This is a genomic window from Rhodococcus sp. YL-1, from assembly GCF_001942025.1.
In the GTDB taxonomy this organism is placed as follows: Bacteria; Actinomycetota; Actinomycetes; order Mycobacteriales; family Mycobacteriaceae; genus Rhodococcus_F; species Rhodococcus_F qingshengii.
The window spans coordinates 5,213,773-5,233,020 of the sequence record NZ_CP017299.1 but is presented as its reverse complement, the minus strand read 5'-3'; the positions used below and the strand labels follow the sequence as shown (position 1 = coordinate 5,233,020).

Sequence of the window (19,248 nt, the reverse complement as noted above, 5' to 3'; positions counted from 1 at the left end):
GGTGGTCCGCTATCGGAATGTCGGTGTTCTCGGATAGGTTTCCGAACGTTGAAACTCGGCCAGTGATCAGGTGGGTGGCGTATGGAGAAGTACGACGTCAAGAAGGCATACAAGGATCTCTATTCCCCCGGGCGCCGCGATTTTGCCCTCGTGACCGTCCCGCGCTTCGGCTACTTCGCCGTCGACGGTCACGGTGATCCCAACACTGCCACCGAGTACTCCGAGGCGCTCGAAGCGCTGTATTCGGTGTCCTACGCGACCAAATTCGCGAGCAAGAAGGAACTGGATCGCGACTTCGTCGTGGGCCCGCTGGAAGGGTTGTGGCGGGCAGATGACCCCGAGGTGTTCGTGACGCGGGACAAGTCGTCGTGGGATTGGACGATGATGATCTCGCAACCGGAGTGGATCACGGAGACCGAACTGTCTGCGTCGATTGACGCAGTCCGGCCCAAGGCAATGCGGGCCAAGAAGGACATTGCCGCTCTCGACAAGGTCAGGTTTCTCGAGTTGGAGGAAGGTCTGTCCGTCCAGATTCTTCACGTCGGCTCGTACGACGACGAAGCTCCTACCCTGGACCGGCTGCACAACACGTTCATCCCGTCGAACGGCCTGAGCTTCAACGGCGATCATCACGAGATCTATCTCAGCGACGCTCGCCGTACACCGCCCGAGAAACTGAAGACGGTTCTGCGTCAGCCTGTTTCGAGGTAGCAATCAGGGCTCGAGGCCGCGCAACTTCTCGAGGTCGCGTCGCTCGCGTTTGGTCGGTCTGCCGGCGCCACGATCACGTCGCGGAATGGACGCGATCAGTTCGGGCGGTGGTGGGGGCGGCGAATTGTCCTGCAGGCAATCGGCGGCCAGCACGGCGCTGACTCGCTTCGTGATCGGCTTGACCACGACGACGATGCGCTCGATGCCGGATACACGCACCCGCACCTCGTCGCCGGCTTTCACCTGCTGAGCCGCCTTTGCCGACGTTCCGTTGACCCGAACGTGTCCCGATCGGCAGGCGGTCGCCGCCTGCGAGCGTGTTTTGAACAGCCGAACCGCCCACGTCCAGCTGTCCACGCGGACACTGATCGCGTCGGAGGGGAGTTGGGCTGGCACGCACTCCAGCCTACCGACGAGTGCTCACAGACCCTGCGCGCGGATGCCCGAGTAGGCGCGCGGTGCATACCGCAGTCGTAACGGCAGCAGATGCCAGAACCGATCTGTCAATGTCAGGAAGCGGGCGAACCAGAAGTACATCCGTTCGTCGCGCGGCGTCCATTCCCATTCAAGGGTCTTGCGCGCCTTCTCCGGCATCAGTGCCTTGCCGATCCAGTTCGCCACGGCCATCGTGGGGCGAGAGCTAAGACGCCACAGCCACGTCGGAACCTTCGGAGCCGGTGCGATGTCGTGCTCGGCGATGCGCGTCGACCATTTTGTGGTGTGGGTGTTGATCAGGTGGTTGTCGAGCATGTCTTCCCAGTACGTGCGGAAGCTGGCGTAGTCGTCGAAAGCCGGTCGGTCGGTGAGTCCGTAACAGCGCCACCAGGTTACGGCCTCACGGACAAGCTGGTCCTTCTGCTCCGCCGTGAACTTCTTGTACGCGAATCGCTCGTTGAAATCGAGTATCACCTCGAAGAACGTGACGTGTGTCCACCAGAAAGTGTCAGGAGCGAGGGCGTGGTAACGCCCGCCGGTTTCGTCGATTCCTTTGAGATCGGTGTGGAAGTTGCGAACGAGCGTGCCTGTGCCCTCTTCGGTCCGGTCGTACACGACGCCGTAGATGGGCGGCAGTGAGCGGAACAGGCGGTCGAGCGGGTTGTCGAAAAAATTCGAATGATCCTGCAGCGCTCCACTTACCGCGGGATGCATGTTCTGCAGCGTGCCTGCGCGTCCGAGATACAGCAGACCGCGAACGTCGCCGAAGTGTGTCCACGTCAGGGAACCGGGGCCGATCGGATCGGCTCGTAGTTCCCGGGGCTCTGGTCGCGCCTGGGGCTTAGGTCGACGAGTATCGGTGTCCGGATCGCTGCTCATCTGGTTGACCCTCCGCCTGCGCTCAGTTGACAACGGTTGTTGTCAAATGATGACTTTTGCTGCGCCGCGCGAATTTGTCAATGGATTCGGCTAGATCTGCCCGAAAACAACTCCGGCCCCTCACCTGCAACAGGTGAGGGGCCGGAAGAGTGAAGCGGTCAGACTCAGGCGTATTCGTAGAAGCCGCGACCGGTCTTCTTGCCGAGGCGACCGGCGTCGACCATGCGGCGAAGCAGCGCCGGCGGAGCGTAGTGCGGTTCTGCGAATTCCGCGTACAGCGACTCCGCTGCTGCGAGAGCGATGTCGAGACCGACGGTGTCGAGCAGCGTCAGCGGGCCCATCGGGTAGCCGCAGCCGCCCTTCATGGCCTCGTCGATGTCTTCTGCTGTGGCGTAGCCGGATTCGAGCATCCGGACAGCCTGGCACAGGTACGGGATGAGCAGAGCGTTGACGATGAAGCCCGAACGGTCGCCCGCGCGAACCGTCTTCTTACGCAAGGTGTTCTTGGCGTAGTCGGTGACGGCGAGAACGGTCTCTTCGGACGTCGTCAGGCTGACCACGATCTCCACGAGCGGCATGACCGGCACGGGGTTGAAGAAGTGAACGCCGACAACCTGGCCGGGGCGCGAGGTGGCCTTGGCGATCTTGATGACGGGGATCGACGACGTGTTGGTCGCCAGAATGCCTGCAGGCTTGACGATCTTGTCGAGCTTGCCGAAGATCTCGTACTTGAGAGCTTCGATCTCGGGAGCAGCTTCGATCACCAGATCGCGATCGGCGAACTCTTCCATGTCCAAGGTGACGCGGACGCGTGCGATCGCGGCGTCGGCTTCTTCCTGGGTGATCTTGCCCTTGGCGACGCCGCGGTTGATCGACTTGGCGATCCGTTCGCGGGCAGCGGCGGCAAATTCTTCTTTGGTTTCGAGCACCAGTACCGAGCTACCGGCTTTTGCACAAACTTCGGCAATGCCGGCACCCATGGTGCCGCCGCCGATTACGCCTACGAGTTCCACAATTCTCCTCAAAAATTAGGGGCAAGCCCCTGTGCGCCGTTCCGGTAGTCAGAACTACCAGAAAGGCGCACAGGGGCGCGAAGTGCCTTACTTCAACAGCGCACGCGACATCACGACGCGCTGAATCTGGTTGGTGCCTTCGTAGATCTGCGTGATCTTGGCGTCGCGCATCATGCGCTCGACCGGGAAGTCGGTGGTGTAGCCGGCACCACCGAACAGCTGCACGGCGTCGGTGGTGACCTCCATGGCAACGTCCGAAGCGAAGCACTTCGCCGCAGCGGAGATGAAGCCGAGGTTCTTCTCGCCGCGCTCGGCGCGTGCTGCGGAGGTGTAAACCATCAGACGTGCGGCTTCGACCTTCATCGCCATGTCCGCGAGCATGAACTGAACAGCCTGGAAGTCGCTGATGGACTTGCCGAACTGCTTGCGATCCTTGGTGTATGCCAGAGCCGCGTCGAGTGCGCCCTGGGCCAGGCCGACAGCCTGAGCACCGATGGTGGGACGCGTGTGGTCGAGGGTCTCGAGTGCCGTCTTGAAGCCGGTGCCCGGTTCGCCGATGATGCGGTCGCCGGGGATGCGGCAGTTCTCGAAGTACAGCTCAGCGGTGGGGGAGCCCTTGATGCCGAGCTTCTTTTCCTTCGGTCCGACGACAAAGCCCTCGTCGTCCTTGTGGACCATGAAGGAGGAGATGCCGTTTGCGCCCTTGTCGGGATCGGTGACAGCCATGACGGTGTACCAGGTGGACTTGCCGCCGTTGGTGATCCAGCACTTGGAGCCGTTGAGGATCCAGTCGTCGCCGTCAGCCTTTGCGCGGGTACGCATCGAAGCGGCGTCGGATCCGGCTTCACGCTCGGACAGTGCGTACGACGCCATTCCGCCGTTGACGAGGTCCGGGAGCACCTTGGACTTGAGCTCTTCGGAACCCTTGAGGATCAGGCCCATGGTGCCGAGCTTGTTCACAGCGGGGATCAGCGAGGAGGAGCCACAGACGCGGGCGACTTCCTCGATGACGATGCAGGTGGCGACGGAATCGGCGCCCTGGCCGTCGTAAGCCTCGGGAACGTGGATGGCGTTGAAGCCGGACGCGTTGAGAGCGGTGAGCGCTTCCTCGGGGAAACGTGCGTTCTCGTCGACGTCCTTGGCGTACGGCGCGATTTCCTTCTCGGAGAGTCCGCGGATAGCAGCCCGCAGTTCGTCGTGCTCTTCGTTCAGTGCGAAGAGATTGAAATCCGGGTTTCCTGCCATGGGAACGCTCCTTGGTGAAGGTGGCTTGAAGGCGGTCGGTGCGGCTCCGGCGTTACCAGCGAGATTCGCGGACAGACCGGTGCCCATGACCCCAGTCAAACACGGCACTGAGTGCCAGGTCAAGGGATGGGTGTGTGAAGTTTCCGTGCACGAGCAGTGTCAGCCGAGTTGTTCGTGGATTTTTCTGCTGATCTCATCAGCGGACGTGCCCGGGGGAAAGGCTACTACCAGCACGGACTTCGATTCTGGCGTGCTGGTCTTGGACCCGGGTGCCACGCCGTACGTCCGCCGAACGTCGAGCAATGCCTGACTTAGTGCGTCAGCTGTGGCGTCCTCGTCGCCTTTGATCATGCTTCGCAAGAGGTAGTTGTGGCACGCGGTGACAGCTGCGGCAAAACCGACAACCTCGAGGACAGGTTCGCGAGGCACAGCGCTGCGCAGGTAGTCGACGAAGAGGCGCTCGTAGCGGAATCCGGTGACGAGTTCGCGGTCGCGAAGAGCCGGAACATGCTGTACGACGCGGTATCGCCGCATCGACAGGTCTCGGTTCCTGCGGAAGAAATCGAAGACCAGTCCCGCGGCCTCGCACACGGACGCCCAGGGGTCGGCGGAATCGGACTCGAGGAACTCTGCGACGTGTTCGAGGAGGGACTCGTGATCGGCGAAGATCACGTCTTCCTTGGAGCGGAACTGCCGGAAGAACGTCCGACGCGACACGCCGGCGGCAGCGGCGATCTGCTCGACGGTGGTGGCTTCGTACCCGTTCTCCGAGAACAACCGGATCGCTTGAGACGCGACGTGTACCCGAAACTGTGCGGGGTCAGTTCCGGGTACATCGGAGCGCTCGGTCATGGATGCAAGTATCCAGGTTTCGTCGGCGTCAGTTGTCGGCGCGTAGCTGGAACTTGAGAACCTTGCCGGTGGGGGTGCGAGGAAGGTCGAGCGGGAAGACGATGTCGCGGGGAACCTTGTACCCGGCCAGCAAAGTGCGGGTGTGCTCGACGATGTCTTCGGCGGATGCCTGTAATCCCTTGCCCAGCACCACGAATGCCTTCGGGCGCTCGCCCCACTTCTCGTCCGGAACGCCGACGACTGCCACGTCGATCACCGCGGGGTGACTCATGATCGCCTGCTCCACCTCGACGGTGGAGATGTTCTCGCCGCCGGAGATGATGATGTCCTTCGCGCGGTCCTTGAGCTGGATGTATCCGTCGGGATGCATGACGCCGAGGTCGCCGGAATGGAACCAACCACCGGCAAATGCTTCGGCTGTCGCGGCCTCGTCGCGGTAGTACCCGAGCATCACGTTGTTGCCGCGGAGCACGATCTCACCCATGGTCTGGCCGTCGGCGGGGACGTCGTTCATCTCGGCATCGACAACGCGAGCATTTTCGGCCTGCACCATGCCGACTCCCTGACGAGAGAGAAGTGCGGCGCGCTCGGACTGCGGCTTGTCGTCCCAGGCTTCCTGGTATTCGCAGATCGTGTAGGGGCCGTATACCTCGGTGAGGCCGTAGACGTGAACGACGGTGACACCGATGTCTTCGAGTTTTCCGATGATCGTCGGTGACGGGGGAGCTCCGGCGGTGGTGATGCGCAAGGCGTCGACCTTGTGGGCCTGGTCTGCGTCGGCGATGGTGGAGCAGACGGTAGGAGCGCCGCACAGATGTGTCACGCCCAGATTGTCGATGGCGTCCCAGATCGCATCGGCGCGGACCGCGCGCAGGCAGATGTGTGTGCCCGCGGCCTGAGTGACGGCCCACGGCGTGCACCACCCGTTGCAGTGGAACATCGGCAGTGTCCACAGATACTTCGTCGCTCCGTCGAAGCCGTTGTGGAATGTCTCGCCGAGCGAGTTCAGGTACGCCCCGCGGTGGGAGTACATGACGCCCTTGGGTTTTCCGGTGGTACCCGAGGTGTAGTTGATGGCGATGCACTGCTGCTCGTCGTCGACGCCCCAGTGCAGTGGCTGATCGGAGAGAGCTTCGCCTTCGGCAATCAGATCGGCGTACTGCCCGGTGACGATTCCGGTGGGAACGTCCGGATAGGGGACGGTGGAGTCCGGGATCTCGACGATCTCACGCAGGCTCTCCACGTTTGCCTTGGACGAGGTGACCGAACCGACGAATTCGGAGTCCACGAACAGGATCGTGGTTCCCGAGTGATCGAGAATGTATTCGAGTTCGGGACCGGCGAGGCGTGAGTTCAGGGCGATCAGGACCCCGCCGGCGAGGGGGACGGCAAAATGCGCGAACAGCATCTCGGGTACGTTCGGCGCCAGGTATGCAACGCGGTCACCGGGCTGAATGCGTTCACGCAGGACGCGGGCCAGAGCCGCGACCTCGTCACCGAACTCTCGGTACGAGTAGGTCCGGTCGCCGTGAACGACGGCGGTGCGCTCAGGGAACACCGCGGCGCTGCGCTCGAGAAAGCGCAGCGGACTGAGCGGGGTGTTGTTGGCTGCAACAGCTGTCGGGACAGACACGGTTCCTCCGAAGGCGACGTGGCACGGTTGGTGTCACGATAAGTGTGATCGGCACTACAAACGGCCTGGATGCACGCTATTGCCCAGCCAAAGGTGCCGCTACCCTCTGAATTGGGTACGTGGAGGTGAGAGTGAGCAGGGTACTGAGACCGAGCGACGACGACGCGTTGCGCGCCGAACTGCGTCGGCTGCACCCCAAAACCGAGTTGCCGGTTCTGTTCGGCGGCTGCGTCAGCGACCGGTCGCTGACCATCACCGGTCACGTCGGCACGCGCAGCAACATCCTGCGAAACCTGCGGATCGACGCCGAATGCGGACTCGGCGGTCGGGCGATCGCAGAACAACGACCGGGCGCGGTCCAGGACTACGCGAACTCGTCGCACATCACTCACGACTACGACTACGAAGTGGGCACCGAAGCGATCGAATCCTTGATGGCAGTCCCGATCGTCGTACGCGGGGTTACTCGCGGAGCGATCTACGGAGGACTGCGTGCCAACCTGCCGATCGGCGACGTGATCGCAGAGACGATGATGCGATCGTCGTACGCGTTGGCCCGCGAATTCGAGATTCGCGACGAAGTGGATCGTCGGGTGGCGATGCTCGATACCGCTGCGGTGGAACATGGTTCGAACCGCGATGCCCAGATATCCGAAGGGTTGACCGAGAGCGTCCTGGCGCTCGGTGAGATCGCGGCGAACCTCGAGGACATGGCTCTCAGCGCGCAGGTCCTCGCGGTCGAGGCAAAGTTGCGGGCGTTGGCGTCGCCGAAACCTTCCGCGAACACTCCAGTCGCGAACACCGTTGTCCTGTCGCCACGCGAGCGGGAGGTGATGGGGTACGTCGCTCTCGGACTGCGCAATGCCGAGATCGCCGAGAGGTTGTCCCTGAGCGTCGAAACGATCAAGACGTACATGAGGAATCTGATGGGAAAACTCGACGTCCGCAGTCGTCACGAAGCGGTCGTGGAAGCGCGGCGGCAGGGTTTGATTCTGTGAGGGCTTGATTCTCTGATCTGTCCCGCCAAGCGGAATTTCGGAACTGCGTCGCCACTCCGGTTGATATGACGGACCTCACTATCGGCAGAGTTCGACACGAGTGATGAGGGCATCGATGCAGGATTTGTTCGACAACAACGACATGACCGGCCTGGCCGAAGCGATCAAGAGCGGCGACGTCTCCGCCAAGGAAGTCCTCGAGTTCAGTCTGGACAGGCTCGACGAGCGCAACCCGGCAGTCAACGCGGTGATCAGTGAGCGCCGAGAGGAAGCGCGCAACGAGGTATCAGGCGGCCTGCCGGATGGCCCACTGCACGGCGTCCCGTTCGTGATCAAAGACCTCGGCATGGACGTCGCAGGATTGCCGAGCACCAATGGATCTCGATTGTTCGCCGACGCTGTGGCAGAAAAAGATTCGACGCTCGTCGAGCGCTACCGCCAGGCTGGTCTGGTTGTCATCGGCAAGACGAACACCCCGGAGTTCGGCAAGAACGCGAGTACCGAACCTGCGCTGTTCGGACCCACCCGTAACCCTTACGCCCTTGATCGTTCGCCCGGCGGATCTTCGGGTGGCACGGCTGTAGCTGTTGCCGTCGGGATCGTGCCAGGCGGGCATGCCAGCGACGGTGGTGGATCGATCCGTATTCCCGCATCGGCCTGCGGCCTGGTAGGCCTCAAGCCGAGCCGAGGACGTACTCCGACGGCACCGGCGCGCACGCTCTTCTCGTCGCCGATGAGTGTTCATCACGCGCTCACCCGAAGTGTCCGCGACACTGCGCTGCTTCTCGATCTGTCCGCCGGGCCGACAGTGGGCGATCCTTACGTGATCCTGGCGCCGAAGCGGCCGTACATCGAGGAAGTGGGTGCCGATCCCGGACGGTTGCGGATCGGTCTGAGTAACGCTCTTCCTGACGGCACACCGGTGGACCCGGGGTGCTCGGCCGTCGCGACCGGTGTTGCCGGCCTGCTCGAAGAACTCGGTCACGATGTCACCGAGAGTGCCCCGAACTTTCCGCTCGATGCGCTCACTGCCGGGCTTTCGGTGTTGATGGGCATTCCGATGACGATCGAGGTCGACGAACGACTCGACGCCCTGAACCGCGCGATCCGCGACGACGACCTCGAGCCGATGGCGCGGATGATCTACGACCGCGCGAAGTCCGAAAGTGCGACGAACGTTGTCAAGGCATTGCAGGAACTCGAGCGGGCCGCCCAGGTGATCGGTGCGTTCTTTGTCGATCACGACCTGTTGCTGACTCCGACGATGGCTCGGCCGGCAGCTCCGCTCGGTCTGCTCGATACGGCGAATCCTATGTCGATCTGGGAGCATTCGGCCGGGTACAGCGGCTTGACCAGTCCGTTCAACAGTTCAGGTCAGCCGGCGATTTCCTTGCCGATGGGTCATGACTCGGCCGGCGTTCCGATCGGCGTGCAGTTGGTCGGCGCGTTCGGCCGTGAAGATCTGCTGATTCAGGTTGCGTCGCAGCTCGAAACAGCCCGTCCGTGGTCCATTGCGCCGGTGTGGCCGCCGGTCCCGGCGTAGCGCGCGGTCGTCCGAGCCGGGGAGGACGTCAGGCGATGATGCGAATCGGCCACTGGCCGTTCACATCTGCCACGTCCCTCCCTTGGCTGAGAAGGTACTCGGCGAAATCGCGTTGCCGCTCTGCGTGCCAATCGGCTTGATCGACCATGAGATCGAGCCCCAGGATGTCGGGGAACCGCACGGCCAACTCGCGGGCCAACGCTGCCGCAGCTTTGGCATCGGCCTCGGCTTCGTGCGCCGACTCCAATGAAATTCCGTAGTGCTCGCACACGGCCGCAAGCGTTCGCTTGCCCTTGCGGAACGTATCCATCGCCCGATCGATCACGTACGGGTCGATCACCAACCCCGGAACGAATGCAGGCTTGCCGATGCGCAGACCCTCGGCATGCATGACCGTCAGATCATAGGAGGCATTGAACGCCACGACGGCGTGATCGCGCGCCCAGGAATTGTGCAGAGCCTCGCGAATCTCTTCGTAGCCCTCGGAATAATCCTGGCCGTGTTGCGCCGCGAACTCGGTGCTGATGCCGTGAACAGCCGAGGCGCCGGCGGGGATGTCGACGCCGGGATCGAGTAGCCACGTGCGTGTTTCGACACTCGAACCGTCGATCACCGCGACGCAGGCACTGACGATACGAGCGGTCGACGGATCCCGCCCCGTGGTCTCGAGGTCGAACGCGCAGATCGGGCGATCGGACCAGCTACTCATCGGGGGCCTTTCGGTGCAGAACGTCATGTCCGAATCACTATGCACCCCCCTACCGACACAAACGACGAACAGCCACCTCCGGGGTGACGGTGGAGGTGGCTGCTGCGTGACTGTGTGACGGACCTACAGAATCTCGGTTCCGACCGTGAAGCGATCCATGACGTCTTCGCGCGGAGTCACACCGAAGCCCGGTCCCTGCGGCACGGCGATGTGGCCGTCCTCGATGACAAAAGGTTCGGTGATGTCTTCCTTGTAGAAGCGATCGGACGCCGAGATGTCGCCGGGCAGCGTGAATCCGTCCAGCGCCGCGAGGGCTGCGTTGGCGGCGCGGCCGATTCCGGTCTCGAGCATTCCGCCGCACCACACCGCAATACCGTGCGCCGAGGCGAGATCGTGGATGCGCTTGGCTTCCAGATATCCACCTACGCGGCTTGGCTTGATGTTGATGACCGAAGCGGCGCCGAGCGTGATGGCATCCGCCGCATCCTTGGCCGACTCGACCGACTCGTCGAGGCAGATCGGAGTCGAGAGGGACTGGGCAAGCTTGGCGTGCTGCACCAAATCGTCCTCGGCCAGCGGCTGTTCGATGAGGAGCAGTGCGAATTCGTCCAGGCGGCGCAGCAACTGCGCGTCGACGAGGGTGTACGCGGCATTCGCGTCGACCTGCAGAGGAACGTCGTAGCCGAACTCCTTGCGCACCGCAGCCACGGGAGCGATGTCCCAGCCCGGCTTGATCTTCAGTTTGATTCGCACGTAACCCTGCGACAGATAATTACCGACGGTTTCGAGTAGCTGCGGAATGCTGTCCTGGATGCCGACGGACACTCCCGAGGGCACCCGAGTGCGAGTGGCACCGAGGTACCGAGCGAAAGACTGTCCACGAGCGCGCAATTCAGCATCGAGGATTGCCATTTCGATAGCCGACTTCGACATCTGGTGACCCACGACGTGGTGAAGTACGCTGCCGACCGTCTCGGCCGAGAGCGGCTGATCCGACTGCGACTTACGCAGCGTCGGAACGAGATACTCGCGAAGCATCGCCCGCGCACCAGCGGTGTATTCGGAGTTGTAGTACGGATCGCTGAGCGAGCCGCACTCGCCCCAGCCGACGGTCTCCACCGGACCGTTGGGGCCGTCGGTGGTGCCGCTCACTTTCAGGACGAGGGTGTTGCGCTCGAGCTGGGTGCTGAATGACGTGGTGAAGGGGGAGACGAGAGGGATGCGCAGTTCGCGCAATTCGACGGACTCAATGTGCATGGACTTGCTCTTCTCCGGTTGTCTCGCAGATTTTCGTGAACATGTAATAGCCGCTGGGGTCGAAGCCGGTCGATTGCCATTCCTTCGAGGCGATCAGTGGTTCGAGGTACTCGCGAAGCGCGTGTCGCCAGGCAAAGGCAGAGGCGCGGTCGACTGTTCTCAGATGCTCGATGTCTCTGGGTATTCCGACTGCGATATCGACGCAGTCGGGTGGGATCGGGAGCATTCGAGGCGTACCGTCTTCGGTGGGTTGAAGCACCTTGAATGTATCATTCACGGCCACAGTAGAACTCGGAGACCCATCGACGTCGAGGTCCCAACTGACGAGCATACGATCGCTGGCGTCGCCTGCGTTGATTCCGTCTGCCATCGACCCGTAGAAATCCGGGTTGTATTCGGCCGGTTCGGCTCCGAGACGCTGAATGTTGAAATAGGCATTTCGTGCGACCAGTGGATCGAAGGTCCACCGGATCGTCCTGACGCCGCGCTCGATGCACCAGTCTCGCTGATGATGCTTGAGGGCGCGGCCGATTCCCTTGCCTGCGTGTCCCGGTAGTACTCCGGCGATGTGTGAGTGCAGAACCTCGCCGAGAGGCTCGACGAAGAATCCGACGCAACCACCGATCATTTCGCCTTCGGAAAAGGCTCCCACCACGTAGTGACCACCGTGGTGAAGCGCAACCAACATCGCCGTGCCGAAATGAGCCGGTCCGGGACTGGTAGCCCAGATCTCGTCGAAAACGGCGGATAGATCGGCTATTTCGCGGGTATCGACCAGTTCTCGAAACTCAACCGCTTTGCTTTTCGACACGAGGGCCCCCTTCAGACGTGATCGAACGAATAAGGCCCGCAACCAACGCCGTTCTCGGAGCGATTGCGGACACGAGCGCATGCTCGGTCTCGGCGTGTGCACCGCCGCCGACGCCACCGAGGCCGTCGAGGGTGGGGATGCCGATGCCGGCAGTGAAGTTTCCGTCCGAGGCTCCGCCGACGGCGAGGCCGACGGGAGGAGTCAGATCATGCTCGAGCGCAACGCGTTCCGCCAACGCCAGCAACGGTGCGGACATCGTCGCTTCGAGAGGGGGACGGTTGACGCCACCCGAGACCGTGACTACGGCTGCGGGGTGGATTGCCTGCAGGGCTCGGATATTCGCATCGACGCGCTCCTGCTCGGCAGCGCTGGTCGCGCGCACGTCCACGTCGACGAAGGCTTCTGCCGGAACGGTGTTGGTTGTGGTTCCGGCTGAAATGACAGTCGGGGTGACGGTGGTTGCCTGCGCCGGCGAGGACAAGTCGTTGATCGCGATCACGAGACGAGCCAGTTCTACTGCAGCGTTGATGCCTTTTTCCGGCTCCAGCCCGGCGTGGGCGGCGCGACCGGCAACATGGATCCGATACAGCGACACTCCCTTGCGGATAGTCTTCAGTTCGCCACCGTCACCGCCGGCCTCGAGAACCAGTACCGCGCCTGCCGCAAGTTCCTCGATGAGGGACCGCGACGTGGGTGAACCGATTTCTTCGTCACCGGTCACGAGGAGTGTGATTCCGTCGAGTGCATCGTCGCCGTGCAGCTCCCGGACGATAGCGAGGGCGTGGATTGCCTGAACGACACCAAGTTTCATGTCGAGTCCGCCCGGACCTCGGAGCGCTCCGTCGGTGACGGCTGCGGGCAGGCGTGTCAGGGTGCCGATCGGCCACACGGTGTCATGATGACCGAGCAGCATCAGCCGCGTCGGTGAGCTGCCGAAACGGGTCACCAGATGGGTACGGCCTTCCGTCACTATCGACTCCGGTGTCACGCTGAGTCGTTCGTGGACAAGGTCTGACGTCCACTTCGCGCTGCGGGCAACAGCTTCGAGATCGTGTGACGGCGACTCGACTTCGATGAGCGCGATGGCGTCCTCGAGGATCTGAGGAAGTTGGCGCTCGGCCAGATCGCGGAGAATGGTCATCGGTTGTTCACTCGCGGATACGCGCGGCTTCCGACGTGTAGCAATTGTGTACTCCCGTTGTCGGAGAAAGTGATCCGGATCCAACCCGCTGATTGAGGTAGTTGGGTCGCGAATACTCCAGGGTGAACTTCGATCAGGCTGAGAGAGACGGACTCTGCGCTTTCGGCGGTGACCGAAGGGTCGATGTGATCGGTGCGGCGGGCGGTCAGGGAACCGCCGGTCCTTTCCAAGACGAAATCGGCTGCGGCATCGCGGTACAGGCCGCACAGCGCATCGAGTTCTTCAGGTGAGGACGTGACGCGGGTGTGGGGGTCACCAGGCGAGAATGCCGGTGTCACACTGACGCCGCCTATGGAACCGATTACTTCAGCCAGAAGATCGCCGGAGAGAGCGTCCATTGCTCCACCGTTGGCCATCAGGACCACGGCTAGACCGCACGACGGCACCACTCGCAAGAACGACTGCTGGCCGAGAGTTCCGCCATTGTGGCCATGAGCCAGTACCCCGCCCCAATTATGCAGCAGCCACGTGGTTCCCATGATGTCCGCTGACGACACGTCACCGATCTGGCGGCGCTCCTCGAGCATCGCCAGATGGGTGGACCGCTGAAGCAGAATCGGATCCTCGCGCATCGAATCCTGCGCGAACAGAAGAAGGTCCTCGGCGGTGCTGTTGATGAGACCGGCGGGGCCCATCGAGCGAGGGATGAGGAATTGTGGTGTCTGCTCGAGGTCGTCGGCAGCGCCGACGTGCCCGACTGCAGCGCGGTGCAGTGCCGTCTCCTCAGGCAGGGTCGTGGTTTTGGTCAGGCCGAGCGGTTCGATGATCCGCTCGCGCAGAACCGCGTCCCAACTCTTACCTCGGAGAACCTCGATGATTCGTCCGGCGATCACGAAGCCGGTGTTGCAGTACGACCAATCGGTGCCGGGGGCGAAGAGCTGCACCGTTGATTTCAGTGCTGCGACGTATCGCTCGACGCAGTCGTCGCCGCGTCCGCCGTCGATGAAAACGTCACCGTCGATGCCACTGGTGTGAGTCAACAGGTGGCGAGTCGTGACCGTTTCGGTGGCTACCGCGTCGGCAACTGCGAAGTCCGGCAGGATGTTCCGGACAGGTGAGTCGAGATCCAGCAATCCTTCTTCGACGAGCTGCATGATCAGGGTGGCCGTCCAGACCTTGCTGATCGAACCCATCTGGAACAACGTGTCGGGCGTAGCCGCGACGCCGGTGCGGGTACTGACGACACCGGACGTGACCACGGTGCGGGAGAATCCGCTGCGGGTTGTGGTCAGAATTCCCAGTGAGGCGCCGGGCACCCCGTACTTCGCACTCAGGGTGTCGAGTCGGTACTGCCAGTAGTCGGGATCGACCGTGGTCAGTGCGGGCTTGGGGGAGAGGTGCCGTTCGATCCAGTCGACGAGACGAGTGCTGTACTCCAGTCGGTGGGACGGCCGACCCGTCAACACGAAGGCATGTGACGCGTCCGGGAAAACCACCAACTCGGTCGGGGTGCCGGCCAAACGCAGTCCACCGAACCACTGTTCGGCCTGGTTGACCGGGCAACGGACGTCGCTGCCGCCGTGAAGGATCAGCGTCGGTGTCGTCACCTGGGAGACTCGCCCCAGCGGCGAAAGTTCCCGTACCCGAGATGACTGCGGGTCGAATTCGACCGTCTGCAGCAAGATGCCCTCGTCCGAGGGGCCGGCTGTGTTCGCGATGTCGCAAACGAGCCCACCGGCGACTGCGACGGCAAACCGATCGGTGACGGACGTCAGGGCGCACGTCATGAATCCGCCGTAGCTGTAGCCCGTGAGTACCAGTTGCTTCGGATCGGCCATCCCCTCGGCGACAAGGGTTTCGACCGGTTCGAGCAGGTCGGCACGATCCGCCTCACCCCAGCCGTCCCGCACACCGTCGAAGAAGTCGTTTCCGTAGCCGTCACTTCCGCGCGGATTGATCATCAAGACCGTGAATCCCAGCGCGACCAGTTCCGCGTGGTATGCGTGCATCACGGTGGGCGTTCCGGTCCAGGCATTGTGTGGTCCGCCGTGGACGTCCAGAACCAGCGGACCGGCGCCCGTGACGTTCGGGTCGCGCAGGATCCAACCCTGAACACGGGTGCCGTCGCTGATGTCGAACCAACGCTCGGAGGCGACTGGAAACGCGACGGAAGTTGTCAGTTCCGTGTTCAATTCGGTGACGGTTTCGACTGCACGAGTCTCGAGGTCGATGACGGCGACCTCGCCGAAGGATGTCGCCGTTGCCAGCGCGACGACGGCTCGCCCGGACGTCAGGGCAAGGCCTGAGACCACTGTCTGCTCGCCGGTGAGAAGTGGTGAGACGGAGCCTGATCCGAAATCGACCTTGTGCAGTTCGGTGGAGCCGTGGTTGCGGATGCAGAAGACGATGTCGCCGTCGGCGGTGAAACTCGGTGCGCCACCGGGATAACCGGTCCCGCCCGGCATGACGTTTCGGTCGAGTCCGGACGTCAGGCTGCGGTCTTCCACTCGCTGGTCGCGGTGCAGGACAAGAAGTTCGTTGTTGTGAATGATCGGTGTGTGCCAACCGACGGCTACGACCGCGTCGCCGGCAGGTGTCCATGCAAGTGGTCCTGCGATGCCGCGTGCGTGCCCCAACATCCGCGGAGCGGAGGCGAGATCAGTCAGCGATACGGTCCAGGCGGAACTCGCCCGCGTCAGATCGGCGTCGCCGTCCATCGCCGCGGTGAAAGCCAGTTCGGTGCCGTCGGGACTGTACGCGGGATGCGAAGCGTCCCAATCGCCGTCCGTCAGCTGCCGTAGTGAGCCGGCGGCCAGATCGAACTCGAACAGGTGCGCCCGAACGCTGCCCCGGACACCGGATCCGTCGACCTTGTAGTTGAGGCGCTTCGCCACCAAGAGGCATGACGATCCGGCGGCAGTGCGGTCGACGGGGGCGCTGAAGGCGATCCGAGCGCCGTCGGGAGAGAACACCGGTGCCCCCGCGCCGAGCGGGAGCTGCGCCGTGGTGGTCAGCTGTGTTGCCGGGCCCCCGGTGGCGTCGACCTTCCACAGTTGTGGTGTGCCCGAGGAATCCGGCCGAACGAAGACCAACAGCGTCGAAACGGGATGCCAAGCCGGCGAGGTGTCGGCAGGTCCCGCGGTGAGCTGTAGTTGCGGGGAAGCCAACCAGATCGAGTGCTCGTTGGTATCCGCAGCCGGATTCGCTTCGGTACGTACGTATGCAATGCGTCCCGACGCCGATACGGCGATGTTGGTCGGTGTAACCACGGACGCGTAATCCTGGATTCTCGCCGAACGACGTTCTTCGGCACGGGCTACGGCAGCGGGGGAGTCGAGAGTGGTCGGCGTTGTCATTGGAACATCGGCTCCCCGAATGTCGGGATCGCGGACAACAGCTTTGCCGTGTACGGCTCCTTGGGCGAATCGATCACGTCGAGACCCGGCCCGTGCTCGACGATCTCGCCGCCGAGCATGACTGCGACGTGGTCACAGACGTAGCGGATCACCGCCAGGTTGTGACTGACGAACAGAACCGTCAGACCAAGCTGCTTCTGCAGATCCACCAACAGATTCAGAACCGCGCCCTGCACGGACACGTCCAGAGCGGAGGTGATTTCGTCGGCAAGCAGAACTGCCGGTGCGGCTGCCAAAGCCCGCGCGAGGGCAACGCGTTGGCGCTGACCACCCGACAACGACGATGGGTATTCGTGCGCCTTCTCCACCGGCAGTTGGACGGTGGTGAGGAGTCGAGCGACCTCGGCGGCGCGGTCGCCGCGGCTGCGCCGAGCTTTGTCACGACGCTCGGTGGACCGCAGCGCCTCGGCGAGTGACTGGCCGATGGTCATTCGCGGGTCGAGGCACGAGTACGGATCTTGGAAGACCATCTGGATCCGGTGGCGCAGACGAGCCGTCGCGCCGCGGGCGTGAGCGACGTCCACACCGTCGAGAAGGATCTGGCCGGAACTGGGCTCGGCCAGGCCGACAGTTGCTCGCGCCAGTGTCGACTTTCCGGAACCCGATTCACCGACGAGACCGACCACCGATCCGGAGGGGATGTCGAGATTGATGTTCTTGACGGCGTGGAATTTTTTCGAACCGCTACCGAGGTGGACGTTGACGTCACGGAATTCGAGTCTGCTCATCGGATCTCCTCTGCAACAGCCAACAGTTCTTCCAACTCGATGTCGGCGGTGCTCTCCTCGGCGTCGAGGCTCTCCACCTGCCAGGCTTCGTCGACGGTGGCAAGCGGCTTGTCGCGATCGGTGCTCATGGTGGGGACCGCGGCGATCAGCGCGCGGGTGTACGGATGCTTTGCACGGCCGGCAATCAGATCGTCGACTGCGATGTCTTCGACGATTTCGCCGGCAAACATGACGAGGACACGGGTGCACATGCCGGTGATGACGGCCATGTCGTGCGAGATGAGAAGGATTGCGGCGCCGGTTTCTTCGCGAACCTCGTGGAGCAGCCCGAGGACCTCACGCTGAACGGTCACGTCGAGCGCAGTGGTGGGTTCGTCCGCGATAATCAGAGCGGGCTTACCCATCAGACCCATGGCGATCATCGCGCGCTGACGCATACCGCCGGAGAACTCGTGGGGGTACTGCTTCGCACGCCTGGGCGCGTCGGGGATCTTGACGGCGTTCAGTCGCTCGACTGCCGCCTTCTTCGCGTCGGCCTTGCTCATACCTTCGTGGAGCCAACCGATCTCGGCGACCTGGTATCCGACCTTGAGAGACGGATTCATGGACGACATCGGATCCTGGAACACCATCGCCATACGTGTGCCGAGTTGGCGGGCAACCTTGCGCGAAGCCGCGTCGTCCGGCCGCTTGCCGTCCTTCATCAGCACGGTGCCGTCGAACTCGATGAGCCCGGCGTCGACCACGGTGGGGTGGTCGGTCAGCTGCGCGATTGCCATGCAACTGAGTGACTTTCCGGATCCGGATTCACCGACGATGCCCACGGTTTCGCCGCGGTGAACTGTAAAACTGATGTTGTCGACGGGGCGACGCCAGTCGTCACCCGCGGGGACTGCGACGGACATGTTGCGGACGGTCAGTACCGCGTCTTCGTCGGTGGGCGCCGAATCGGCCTGGGCAGTTTTCCGGTTGATCGGCTTCCACTTCGGCAGGCGACTGCTGATCGGGCTGCGAACTCCCGCGCCGCGAGCAATGGCCTCGCCGAGCAGCGTGAAGGGCAAGCCAGCGAGCACGACGGCGATGCCGGGGGCGAGTGCGGTGGCCGGGTTGACGAAGATCTTCGACAGACCTTCGTTGAGCATCCGGCCCCAGTCGAATGCAGGCGGCTGAATGCCCAAGCCGAGGAACGAGAGTCCGGCGAAGACCACGAGGCCGCTGCCGACAGCGATGCTGGCATTGACGATGAGTGGTTCACGGATATTGGGGAGAATGTGGCGGAACAGCAGCCCCGGCTTGGTAACCCCGAGGATGCGTGCTGCGTCGATGAAGTCGCGTCCGTTGACCGACGAAGCCAGTGCGTACGTCAACCTCGCGAACGGCGAGGCCAGGGCGAGACCGATGGCGATCACCGCGCTGCCAGCACCCTGTCCGAGAACGACCAACAGGAAGATCGCGAGGAGCAGTCCGGGGAATGCGATGGCGAAGTTGAGGAATGCCACGACCATTCGTCCGACCCAGCGGGGAGCGAGCGTCGGGAGCGTACCGAGTATCAGGCCAATTGTGACACCGAGTGCGACGGCTCCGAGAGCCATGAGCACCGACAGTCTCGCGGCGGTCATCGTGCGGGCGAAGACGTCACGCCCGCCGGCGTCGGTGCCGAAGATGTGCTCGGAACTCGGTCCCTGAGACAGTGCCTTCGGGTTGGCTGCGACAGCGGCGTCACCCCAGATCATCGGTCCGAAGATGACGAGGGCGATCAGAGCGGTCAGGAAGGTGAGGGCCAGGATTCCCAATGGGGTGCGGAACGTTCCGACGATCCAGTGTCGTCGCGGGGGCGTCTTGGGGGCCGCAGTGGGGGCCGTAGGTGAGGTGCTCAA

General features: G+C 63.0%; 16 protein-coding genes. 3 read left to right on the top strand and 13 right to left on the bottom strand.

What is annotated here, in order from left to right:
• Positions 1-81 precede the first annotated feature (81 nt).
• Positions 82-711 (top strand): GyrI-like domain-containing protein, encoded by a 630-nt coding sequence (locus BH682_RS24245; RefSeq protein ID WP_075834364.1) that lies wholly within the window; start codon positions 82-84, stop codon positions 709-711.
• A gap of 3 nt (positions 712-714) precedes the next feature.
• Here BH682_RS24245 and BH682_RS24240 read toward each other — a convergent pair whose 3' ends face one another.
• The 6 genes from BH682_RS24240 to BH682_RS24215 all read right to left on the bottom strand — a co-directional run bounded on the left by BH682_RS24240 (position 715) and on the right by BH682_RS24215 (position 6,768).
• Positions 715-1,107: an RNA-binding S4 domain-containing protein gene (locus tag BH682_RS24240; RefSeq protein ID WP_029256216.1), complete on the bottom strand. Its 393-nt coding sequence runs from the start codon at positions 1,105-1,107 to the stop codon at positions 715-717.
• A 24-nt stretch (positions 1,108-1,131) separates the two neighbouring features.
• Positions 1,132-2,025: an oxygenase MpaB family protein gene (locus BH682_RS24235; protein WP_042452758.1), complete on the bottom strand. Its 894-nt coding sequence runs from the start codon at positions 2,023-2,025 to the stop codon at positions 1,132-1,134.
• A 164-nt stretch (positions 2,026-2,189) separates the two neighbouring features.
• On the bottom strand, positions 2,190-3,038 hold the full coding sequence (locus tag BH682_RS24230; protein WP_003940434.1) for a 3-hydroxybutyryl-CoA dehydrogenase: 849 nt from the start codon (positions 3,036-3,038) through the stop codon (positions 2,190-2,192).
• A gap of 87 nt (positions 3,039-3,125) precedes the next feature.
• Positions 3,126-4,283, bottom strand: a complete 1,158-nt coding sequence (locus BH682_RS24225) for an acyl-CoA dehydrogenase (RefSeq protein ID WP_003939784.1) — start codon at positions 4,281-4,283, stop codon at positions 3,126-3,128.
• 159 nt (positions 4,284-4,442) lie between these two features.
• The gene (locus tag BH682_RS24220) at positions 4,443-5,135 is read right to left on the bottom strand and encodes a TetR family transcriptional regulator (RefSeq protein ID WP_075834361.1); all 693 of its coding nucleotides are present in this window, start codon (positions 5,133-5,135) and stop codon (positions 4,443-4,445) included.
• 28 nt (positions 5,136-5,163) lie between these two features.
• Positions 5,164-6,768 (bottom strand): acyl--CoA ligase family protein, encoded by a 1,605-nt coding sequence (locus BH682_RS24215; RefSeq protein ID WP_003940122.1) that lies wholly within the window; start codon positions 6,766-6,768, stop codon positions 5,164-5,166.
• Between the two features lie 131 nt (positions 6,769-6,899).
• On the opposite strand from BH682_RS24215, the gene BH682_RS24210 reads away from it, so the two are divergent.
• Both BH682_RS24210 and BH682_RS24205 read left to right on the top strand, forming a co-directional pair.
• A complete protein-coding gene (locus BH682_RS24210) occupies positions 6,900-7,766 on the top strand; it encodes a helix-turn-helix transcriptional regulator (RefSeq protein WP_030535167.1) in 867 nt (288 codons plus the stop codon).
• Between the two features lie 115 nt (positions 7,767-7,881).
• A complete protein-coding gene (locus tag BH682_RS24205) occupies positions 7,882-9,309 on the top strand; it encodes an amidase (RefSeq protein ID WP_075834358.1) in 1,428 nt (475 codons plus the stop codon).
• A 28-nt stretch (positions 9,310-9,337) separates the two neighbouring features.
• On the opposite strand, the gene BH682_RS24200 is transcribed toward BH682_RS24205, so the two are convergent.
• The 7 genes from BH682_RS24200 to BH682_RS24170 form a co-directional block, all read right to left on the bottom strand.
• On the bottom strand, positions 9,338-10,018 hold the full coding sequence (locus BH682_RS24200) for a 3'-5' exonuclease (RefSeq protein ID WP_003940028.1): 681 nt from the start codon (positions 10,016-10,018) through the stop codon (positions 9,338-9,340).
• Positions 10,019-10,141: 123 nt separating this feature from the next.
• On the bottom strand, positions 10,142-11,275 hold the full coding sequence (gene menC / locus BH682_RS24195) for an o-succinylbenzoate synthase (RefSeq protein ID WP_030535169.1): 1,134 nt from the start codon (positions 11,273-11,275) through the stop codon (positions 10,142-10,144).
• The gene (locus BH682_RS24190) at positions 11,265-12,086 is read right to left on the bottom strand and encodes a GNAT family N-acetyltransferase (RefSeq protein ID WP_007731362.1); all 822 of its coding nucleotides are present in this window, start codon (positions 12,084-12,086) and stop codon (positions 11,265-11,267) included. The genes menC and BH682_RS24190 overlap by 11 nt, the downstream gene beginning before the upstream one ends.
• On the bottom strand, positions 12,064-13,227 hold the full coding sequence (locus BH682_RS24185; protein WP_075834356.1) for a M20/M25/M40 family metallo-hydrolase: 1,164 nt from the start codon (positions 13,225-13,227) through the stop codon (positions 12,064-12,066). Before BH682_RS24185 ends, BH682_RS24190 begins: the two co-directional genes overlap by 23 nt.
• Positions 13,224-16,583 (bottom strand): alpha/beta fold hydrolase, encoded by a 3,360-nt coding sequence (locus BH682_RS24180; RefSeq protein WP_075834353.1) that lies wholly within the window; start codon positions 16,581-16,583, stop codon positions 13,224-13,226. The genes BH682_RS24185 and BH682_RS24180 overlap by 4 nt, the downstream gene beginning before the upstream one ends.
• Positions 16,580-17,371, bottom strand: a complete 792-nt coding sequence (locus BH682_RS24175; RefSeq protein ID WP_075834351.1) for an ABC transporter ATP-binding protein — start codon at positions 17,369-17,371, stop codon at positions 16,580-16,582. Before BH682_RS24175 ends, BH682_RS24180 begins: the two co-directional genes overlap by 4 nt.
• Positions 17,368-19,248, bottom strand: a complete 1,881-nt coding sequence (locus BH682_RS24170) for a dipeptide/oligopeptide/nickel ABC transporter permease/ATP-binding protein (RefSeq protein WP_223304719.1) — start codon at positions 19,246-19,248, stop codon at positions 17,368-17,370. Before BH682_RS24170 ends, BH682_RS24175 begins: the two co-directional genes overlap by 4 nt.

Excerpts from the sequence above, each read along its gene's own strand:
- BH682_RS24245 (WP_075834364.1), top strand. The coding sequence starts at position 82 with ATGGAGAAGTACGACGTCAAGAAGGCATACAAGGATCTCTATTCCCCC.
- BH682_RS24235 (WP_042452758.1), bottom strand. The coding sequence starts at position 2,025 with ATGAGCAGCGATCCGGACACCGATACTCGTCGACCTAAGCCCCAGGCG.
- BH682_RS24225 (WP_003939784.1), bottom strand. The coding sequence starts at position 4,283 with ATGGCAGGAAACCCGGATTTCAATCTCTTCGCACTGAACGAAGAGCAC.
- BH682_RS24220 (WP_075834361.1), bottom strand. The coding sequence starts at position 5,135 with ATGACCGAGCGCTCCGATGTACCCGGAACTGACCCCGCACAGTTTCGG.
- BH682_RS24205 (WP_075834358.1), top strand. The coding sequence starts at position 7,882 with ATGCAGGATTTGTTCGACAACAACGACATGACCGGCCTGGCCGAAGCG.
- BH682_RS24200 (WP_003940028.1), bottom strand. The coding sequence starts at position 10,018 with ATGAGTAGCTGGTCCGATCGCCCGATCTGCGCGTTCGACCTCGAGACC.
- menC (WP_030535169.1), bottom strand. The coding sequence starts at position 11,275 with ATGCACATTGAGTCCGTCGAATTGCGCGAACTGCGCATCCCTCTCGTC.
- BH682_RS24185 (WP_075834356.1), bottom strand. The coding sequence starts at position 13,227 with ATGACCATTCTCCGCGATCTGGCCGAGCGCCAACTTCCTCAGATCCTC.
- BH682_RS24180 (WP_075834353.1), bottom strand. The coding sequence starts at position 16,583 with ATGACAACGCCGACCACTCTCGACTCCCCCGCTGCCGTAGCCCGTGCC.
- BH682_RS24175 (WP_075834351.1), bottom strand. The coding sequence starts at position 17,371 with ATGAGCAGACTCGAATTCCGTGACGTCAACGTCCACCTCGGTAGCGGT.